This is a genomic window from Streptomyces phyllanthi (assembly GCF_009377205.1).
Classification (GTDB): Bacteria; Actinomycetota; Actinomycetes; order Streptomycetales; family Streptomycetaceae; genus Streptomyces; species Streptomyces phyllanthi.
The window spans coordinates 1-7,646 of record NZ_VJZE01000436.1 but is presented as its reverse complement, the minus strand read 5'-3'; the positions used below and the strand labels follow the sequence as shown (position 1 = coordinate 7,646).

At 73.8% G+C, this 7,646-nt stretch carries 7 protein-coding genes and 1 pseudogene; all 8 read left to right on the top strand.

All coding sequences use genetic code 11. The features are described 5' to 3' along the window. A pseudogene (locus FNH04_RS37075) lies at nt 1–431 on the top strand (ketosynthase chain-length factor); the annotation flags it as partial. After that, complete coding sequence (locus tag FNH04_RS37070; RefSeq protein WP_152790231.1) at nt 428–691, top strand: acyl carrier protein; 264 nt, start codon at nt 428–430, stop codon at nt 689–691. The pseudogene FNH04_RS37075 and the gene FNH04_RS37070, both read left to right, overlap by 4 nt. Nucleotides 692–766: 75 nt before the next feature. Then, nucleotides 767–1,549 (top strand): 3-oxoacyl-ACP reductase FabG, encoded by a 783-nt coding sequence (gene fabG / locus FNH04_RS37065; protein WP_152790230.1) that lies wholly within the window; start codon nt 767–769, stop codon nt 1,547–1,549. Nucleotides 1,550–1,591: 42 nt separating this feature from the next. Then, nucleotides 1,592–2,539: an aromatase/cyclase gene (locus tag FNH04_RS37060; protein ID WP_152790229.1), complete on the top strand. Its 948-nt coding sequence runs from the start codon at nt 1,592–1,594 to the stop codon at nt 2,537–2,539. Nucleotides 2,540–2,541: 2 nt separating this feature from the next. Beyond that, complete coding sequence (locus tag FNH04_RS37055; protein WP_322724937.1) at nt 2,542–4,038, top strand: FAD-dependent monooxygenase; 1,497 nt, start codon at nt 2,542–2,544, stop codon at nt 4,036–4,038. A gap of 44 nt (nt 4,039–4,082) precedes the next feature. Continuing rightward, nucleotides 4,083–4,844: an SDR family oxidoreductase gene (locus FNH04_RS37050; protein WP_322724936.1), complete on the top strand. Its 762-nt coding sequence runs from the start codon at nt 4,083–4,085 to the stop codon at nt 4,842–4,844. 6 nt (nt 4,845–4,850) lie between these two features. Next, on the top strand, nt 4,851–6,146 hold the full coding sequence (locus tag FNH04_RS37045; protein WP_152790227.1) for an MFS transporter: 1,296 nt from the start codon (nt 4,851–4,853) through the stop codon (nt 6,144–6,146). Nucleotides 6,147–6,190: 44 nt separating this feature from the next. Continuing rightward, complete coding sequence (locus FNH04_RS37040; RefSeq protein WP_345669095.1) at nt 6,191–7,327, top strand: acyltransferase family protein; 1,137 nt, start codon at nt 6,191–6,193, stop codon at nt 7,325–7,327. The last annotated feature ends 319 nt before the right edge of the window (nt 7,328–7,646 follow it).

The window sequence follows — 7,646 nt, the reverse complement described above, 5'->3', positions numbered from 1 at the left end:
GCAGCGGACGCCCGCCCACCCTGCGTACGGCGATCGAGACCGCCCTCGCCGACGCGGGCCTCGCCCCCGGCGACATCGACGCCGTGTTCGCCGACGGTGCCGGGCTGCCCGCGGACGACCGGGTCGAGGCCGAGGCCCTGACCGACGTCTTCGGCCCGAGCGGGGTGCCGGTCACCGTGCCCAAGACGATGACCGGCCGGCTCTACTCCGGCGCGGCCTCGCTGGACGTCGCCACCGCGCTGCTGGCCGTACGGGACGGCGTCGTCCCGCCCACCGTCAACGTCGAGCCCGGCTCCACGCCGGAACTCGACCTCGTACTCGAGGCACGCCCCGCCGACCTGCGGAGCGTGCTCGTCCTGGCGCGCGGCCACGGCGGCTTCAACGCCGCGCTGGTGGTGCGCGCTCCCGGAACCGCAGAAGGAGAGAGATGACCTCACGTCAGTTCACCCCGGCCGCGCTCAGGGCCATCCTCCGGGAGGCCGCCGGTCTGGAGGAGGGCACGCCCGCCGACGGCGCTCTGGACGTCAGCTTCCAGGACCTCGGCCTGGAGTCGCTGGCCCTGCTGGAGACCGGCGGCCGGATCGAGCGGGAGTACGGCATCACGCTCGACGACGGCGCCCTTCTCGAGGCGGCCACCCCCCGGGAGCTGCTCGACCTGGTCAACGCTCATCTGGCCGCCACCGCGGCCTGACCTCGCAGCACGGACGCCCGCAGACAGGTACGGACAGGTACGCACAGGCACACGTACAGGTACAGAGAGGACACCATGCCGCAACAGCAGCGGGTCGCCCTGGTCACCGGAGGCACCAGCGGAATCGGACTGGCCGTGGCCCGGCTCCTCGGCACCGGGGGACACGCCGTGTTCCTGGGGTCGCGCAACCACGAGAGCGTCGCCGCCACCGTCAAGGAACTGCGGGCCGAAGGGCTGGAGGCCGACGGGCTCGCCTGCGACGTCCGCTCCGGCTCCGACGTCCGGGCGTTCGTGCAGGCCGCCGTCGACCGGTACGGCGGCGTCGACGTCCTGGTCAACAACGCCGGCCGCAATGGCGGCGGGGTCACCGCGGACATCGCCGACGAGCTGTGGGACGACGTCATCGCCACCAATCTCACCAGTGTCTTCGTGATGACCCGCGAGGTCCTCACCACCGGCGGCCTGCGGGAGAAGAACTGGGGCCGGATCATCAACATCGCCTCCACCGCGGGCAAGCAGGGCGTGGTCCTCGGCGCCCCCTACTCCGCCTCCAAGCACGGCGTCGTCGGCTTCACCAAGGCCCTCGGCAACGAACTCGCGCCCACCGGCATCACCGTCAACGCCGTCTGCCCCGGCTACGTCGAGACGCCCATGGCCCAGCGGGTGCGCCAGGGATACGCGGCCGCCTACGACACCACCGAGGACGCGATCCTGGAGAAGTTCCAGGCGAAGATCCCGCTCGGCCGGTACTCGACCCCGGAGGAAGTCGCCGGCCTGGTCGGCTACCTGGCCTCCGACACCGCCGCCTCCATCACCTCCCAGGCCCTCAACGTCTGCGGCGGACTCGGCAACTTCTGACACGGCCCGCGGACCCCCACAGGAGAGCAAAGGAGCAGGCGCATGCCATCCCCCCGGACGCGCGAGGTGGAACACGACATCACGGTCTCGGCCCCCGCCGACGCCGTCTACCGGCTGCTCGCGGACGTGGCGCACTGGCCGCGGATCTTCCCCCCGACCATCCACGCCGAACGGACCGAGGGCGACGACACCGAGGAACGCATCCGCATCTGGGCCACCGCCAACGGCGAGGCCAAGCACTGGACGTCGCGCCGCACACTCGACCCGGAGGCCCTCAGGATCGACTTCCGGCAGGAGCGCACCGCCGACCCGGTCGCGGCCATGGGCGGCGCCTGGATCATCGAGCCGCTCGGCCCCGGCACCTCGCGGATCCGGCTGCTGCACGACTACCGCGCCGTCGACGACGACCCCGAGTCGCTGCGCTGGATCGACGAGGCCGTGGACCGCAACTCCCGTACGGAACTGGCGTCCCTCAAGGCCAACGTCGAGGCCGCGCACGCCGCCGAGGACCACACCCTCACCTTCTCGGACTCCGTCCGCGTGACCGGCTCCGCCGCCGACCTGTACGACTTCATCGACGCGGCGGACCACTGGCCGCAGCGGCTCCCGCACGTGGAGTCGGTCCGGCTGGAGCGGCAGCCCTCCGGGCTCCAGGACCTGGAGATGGAGACCCGCGCCAAGGACGGCTCCACCCACCGCACCCGCTCCTACCGGGTCTGCGTCCCCCACGAGCGCATCGCCTACAAGCAGACCACCCTCCCCGCGCTGATGTCCCTGCACACCGGGCTGTGGACCTTCGACGAGGACACGGAGGGCGTCACGGCCACCTCCTGGCACACCGTCGTGATCAACACGGACAACATCGCCGCGGTCCTCGGGCCCGCGGCGACCGCCGCCGAGGCGCTGGAGTACGTCCGCGGAGCGCTGAGCGCCAACAGCCTGGCCACGCTCCGCCACGCCAAGGACCACGCCGAAGCGGCACGGCGCTGACCGTGTCGACGGCACGCACGCTCGACACCCGGGTCCTGGTCGTCGGGGCGGGCCCGGTCGGTCTGCTGCTCGCCGGGGAACTGCGCCTCGGCGGCGCCGACGTCGTCGTACTGGAACGGCGCACGGGGCCGCTCACCGAGTCCCGGGCGTCCACCCTGCACGCCCGCACCATGGAACTCCTCGACCAGCGCGGCCTGCTGGCCCGGCTCGGCACTCCACCGCGCGGCGGCCCCGGGCACTTCGGCGGCCTGACGCTGGACCTCGCCACCCCGGGCCCGTACGCCGGCCAGTGGAAGGTTCCGCAGGCCCGCACCGAGGAACTGCTGGAGGAGTGGGCGCGCGGGCTCGGCGCACGGTTCGTCAAGGGGTACCGGCTGACCGGGCTGGAGGAGTCGGACGGGCATGTCGAGGCGCTGGCCGAACCTGAGGCGCCCGGGGGAGAGCGGCTGCGGATCCGGGCCGCCTACGCCATCGGCTGCGACGGGGAGTCCAGCACCGTCCGCGAACTCGCGGGCTTCCGCCTCTCGGGGCAGGACGCCACCAGGGAACTGCTGCGCGCCGACGTGGCGGGCATCGACATCCCCGACCGGCGCTTCGAACGGCACCCCGGCGGGCTGGCCATCGCGCACCGGGGGCCCGACGGCGTCACCCGGGTCATGACGCACGTCTACGGCGCGCCCGCCCGGCCGCGCACCCGCCCGCCCTCCTTCGCCGAGGTGACCGACGCCTGGCAGCGGGTCGCGGGCGACGACATCGGCGGCGGCACCCCGCTGTGGCTGAACGCCTTCGGCGACACCCGCCGCCAGGCCGAGGAGTACCGGCGGGGCCGCGTCCTGCTCGCCGGCGATGCCGCCCACCAGCAGCTGCCGGCCGGCGGGCAGGCCCTCAACCTGGGCCTGCAGGACGCCTTCAACCTCGGCTGGAAGCTCGCCGCCGTGGCCCTCGGCCGCGCCCCCGAGAGCCTGCTGGACACCTACCACGCCGAACGCCACCCCGTCGGCCGGCGCACCCTGGGCAACATCGCCACCCAGGCCCACCTGCTGCTCGGCGGCCCCGAGGTGGAGCCCCTGCGCGAGCTCTTCACCGAACTCCTGCGACTGCCACCGGCCCGCGCACATCTGGCGGCCATGATCAGCGGCGTCGACGTCCGGTACCCGGTCGACGCCGAGGGGGACCCCGAGGGGGAGCCACACCCCCTGGCGGGCTCGCGGCTGCCGCGTCTGCGGTTCGACACCGAGGCAGGGCCGACCGACACCTTCGCCGTGTCCCGCCCCGGATCCGGCGTACTGCTCGACCTCGCCGGCGGGCCCCGCCCGGGCCGGACCGTCACGCCCTGGACGGACGGCCGGGTGCGTGTCGTACGGGGCACGGCAGGGCCCGACGCGCCGTTCGGAGCCGTTCTGCTGCGTCCCGACGGGCACGTGGCATGGGCCGACGGCACGGACCGGGACCTCCGCGCGGCGCTGCGGCGCTGGTTCGGGCCGCCGCAGCGGCCCTGACCGCTCTTTCGACCACCTCACCCCAACGACCACAGGAGGACACCGTGGGCAAGCTCGCGGGCAAGACCGCGCTCGTCACCGGATCGAGCCGCGGTATCGGCCGGGCCACCGCCCAGCGGCTGGCGCGGGAAGGCGCCCTCGTCGCCGTGCACTACCACGCCGACGCCGACGCCGCCGGGAGTACGGTGGCCGGCATCGAGGCCGCCGGGGGCCGGGCGTTCGCCGTCCGCGCCGAGCTGGGCGTCCCCGGCGACGCCGACACCCTGCTCTTGGCCGTCGAGGCCGGGCTGAAGGAGCGCACCGGGGCGAACACCCTGGACATCCTGGTCAACAACGCGGCCATCATGGGCGGGGTGGCGCCCGAGGAGGTGACCCCCGAGCAGTTCGACCGCCTCGTCGCCGTCAACGCCAAGGCGCCGTTCTTCATCGTCCAGCGCGCACTGGGACTGCTGCCCGACGGCGGCCGGATCATCAACATCTCCTCCGGGCTGACCCGCTTCGCCAACCCCGAGGAGGTCGTCTACTCGATGACGAAGGGCGCGGTCGAGCAACTCGCCCTCCACTTCGCCAAGTACCTGGGGCCGCGCGGCATCACCGTCAACAGCGTCGCCCCCGGCATCACCGACAACGGCAGCCCCGTCTTCGGCATCCCCGAGGCGGTCGAGCAGATGGCGCAGCTGTCGGCCTTCGGCCGGGTGGGCAGGCCCGCCGACGTCGGTGACGTGATCGCCTTCCTCGCCTCCGACGACGCCCGCTGGGTCACCGGCTCCTTCGTCGACGCGACCGGCGGAACGCTGCTCGGCTGACCTCCCATGACGTCCACCTTCGCGTCGGGCGGACCGTGGCCGTGGGCCCGACGGTTCCTGCTGGCCGTGCTCGCCGGCAACATGCTCATCGACGCCCTGGAGGTGTCGGTGGTCGTCGTGGCCCTCCCGTCGATCGGCACCTCCCTCGGGCTGTCGCCCTGGGACGCCCAGTGGGTCACGACCGGATTCGCCGTCGGCTTCGGCGCGCTGCTCCTGCCCGGACGGTGGCTGGCCCCGCGGCTCGGCCGACGCCGGATGTACCTGGGCGCGATGGCCCTGTTCGCGTGCGCCTCCGTGGCCGGCGGGCTGACCGACGACCCGCGGCTGCTCATGGCGACCCGGGTGGTGAAGGGCGCGTGCGCCGCGCTCACGGCACCCACCGGGCTGGCCATCATCTCCACGGCGTACCCCGAGGGCCCGGCCCGGTCCCGGGCCCTGTCGGTCTACTCCTTCTTCGGCGCCATCGGCTTCACCACGGGCCTGCTGCTGTCGGCCGCGCTGGTCCCGCTGAGCTGGCGCCTGACCTTCGCGGCCACGGCCCCGGTCGCCGCCGTACTCCTCGTACTGGCGGCCGGGGCCGTACCCCGTGACCAGCCGGGGGCCCCGGGAACCTCCCCGAAGACCCGTCCCCGGCCCACCGGAGCCCTCCTGCGCTCCGCGGTGGGTGCCGCCGCCCTCAACGGCTCGTACCTCGGGCTGCTTCTGCTCGCCGCCTACCAGCTCCAGCTCCTCGGCGGGCTCGCCCCCTGGCAGACCGCCCTGGCGTTCCTGCCGGCCTGTGTGCCGCTGGCGGTGTCGGCGCTGTCCGGCGGGCGTGTGGTGGAGCGGTTCGGGCCGCCCCGGCTGATCGCGCTCGGCGCCGCCGCGCCGCTGCTCGGGCTGGTGCTGTACGTGCGGGCGGGCATCCCGACGCCGTACGCCACCGCCCTGCTGCCCACCCTGGCGCTGTTCGGCGCCGGGTTCGTGCTCGCCTTCGTGGCGCTCAACGCCCAGGCGGGCAGCGGCGTACCGGCGGCCGACCGGGCCGGGGCCACCGCGCTGTACCAGACGGCGGTCCAGCTCGGGGCGGTCGTGGTGCCCGCGACCGTCGCCCTGCTGCTCACCCGCGGCCCACTGCACGACCCGGCCCACCCCGGGGCCGACGCCGCCGACTACCGGCCGGCCGTGCTCCTCCTCGTCGCCGTCTCGGCCGGAGGACTGCTGGCCGCCCTCCGGGGCCTGGCCGCCGCCCGGCCCCGACCCCACGACCCTGTCCACCACTCCCGCGATCCCCGCGATCCCAGGAAGGCAGTCGCGCCATGACGTCGTCACCGCCCAGTGCCGGCAGACTCCCCTCACTCACCGGCATGCGTTTCATCGCCGCCGCACTGGTCTTCTCCGTCCACGGGGCGGCCACCGGCGTCTTCCGCGACGTGGACGTGGCCGCCGGCTACTACCGCTGGTTCGGCAACGCCGGAGCGCTCGGCGTCTCCTTCTTCTTCGTCCTCAGCGGCTTCGTGCTGACCTGGTCGGTCCGGCCCGCCGACACCGCGCGCGGCTTCTGGCGCCGGCGGCTGCTGAAGATCTACCCCAACCACCTGGTCACGTTCGCCGCCGCGCTCGTCCTGATGACGCTGACCAGTACGGCGATCGTCTTCCCCGAGACCCTGGCCAACCTGTTCCTGCTGCAGGCCTGGGTGCCCGACAGCGGCTACGTGGAGACGGCCAACACGGTGAGCTGGTCGCTCTCGGTCGAGCTGCTCTTCTACCTGGCGTTCCCGCTGCTCATCAAGGCGGTCGGCAGGATCGCGCCGCGTGCCCTGTGGTACGGGGCGGGGGCGGTGACCGCCCTGATCCTGCTGCTGCCGCTGATCGCCCAGTCCCTGCTGCCGGACACCCCGGCCTTCATGTTCATGCAGGTCTCCTGGACGCAGATCTGGTTCGTGTACGTCTTCCCGGTCGCGCGGCTGCTGGAGTTCGTGCTCGGCATGCTGCTCGCCCGGATCGTGCTGACCGGCCGCTGGATCGGGCTCGGCATGACCGGGCCGGCCCTGCTGACGCTCGCCGCGTACATCGGTGCCGTGCAGATCGAGCACAGCCCGCTCTACAACTACGCCGCGATCACGATCGTCCCGCTCGCCCTGCTCATCCCGGCCGCGGCCGCCGCCGACGTGAAGGGCACCCGGACCCCGCTGAGCAACCGGCCCATGGTGTGGCTCGGCGAGATCTCCTTCGCCTTCTACTGCGTCCACCACCTGGTACTGACCTACGGCCACCGCGCGTTCGGCGACGACCCCAACATCTTCGGCAAGCCCTCCGGACCGGCCTGGAACACCCCCGGCGGCCTCCTCTTCCTCCTGGCCGCGTTCGCCGCCTCCGTCCTCGCGGCCTGGGCTCTGTACACGGCTGTCGAACGCCCCGTCATGCGCCGCTGGGGCCGCCCTCCGGGCCCAAGCCGCACCGACCTCCCCGACGTGGAGAAACGAACGGCCGACGCCCGCTGACCTCGGCATGCCGCATGTCGGCTGAGCCGGCGCCGAGCTGCCCTCGACCATGGCGATGCGCCGGGCCCCCGCGCGGCCCATCGAGCCGGCCTGTCCGAGGCAGGCCGAGCCCGGCGTGTCCGACATCCGCCGAGCTGCACGCCGCGGGCCCGTGAGCCGAGCCGGCCGGGCCTGCGGTGCCGGACCCGCTGGATGCCTGCCGGGGCCCGGGCCCCGCGGCCGCGGGGCCCGGCCTGTCCCGATGCCCACCGAGCCGGCGCGCCCCGGTGACCGAACCCGGCCCACCCCGCCGTCGTCACTCCGAAAGGACCCCCCATGT

Excerpts from the sequence above, each read along its gene's own strand:
- FNH04_RS37070 (WP_152790231.1), top strand. The coding sequence starts at position 428 with ATGACCTCACGTCAGTTCACCCCGGCCGCGCTCAGGGCCATCCTCCGG.
- FNH04_RS37060 (WP_152790229.1), top strand. The coding sequence starts at position 1,592 with ATGCCATCCCCCCGGACGCGCGAGGTGGAACACGACATCACGGTCTCG.
- FNH04_RS37045 (WP_152790227.1), top strand. The coding sequence starts at position 4,851 with ATGACGTCCACCTTCGCGTCGGGCGGACCGTGGCCGTGGGCCCGACGG.
- FNH04_RS37040 (WP_345669095.1), top strand. The coding sequence starts at position 6,191 with ATGCGTTTCATCGCCGCCGCACTGGTCTTCTCCGTCCACGGGGCGGCC.
- fabG (WP_152790230.1), top strand. The coding sequence starts at position 767 with ATGCCGCAACAGCAGCGGGTCGCCCTGGTCACCGGAGGCACCAGCGGA.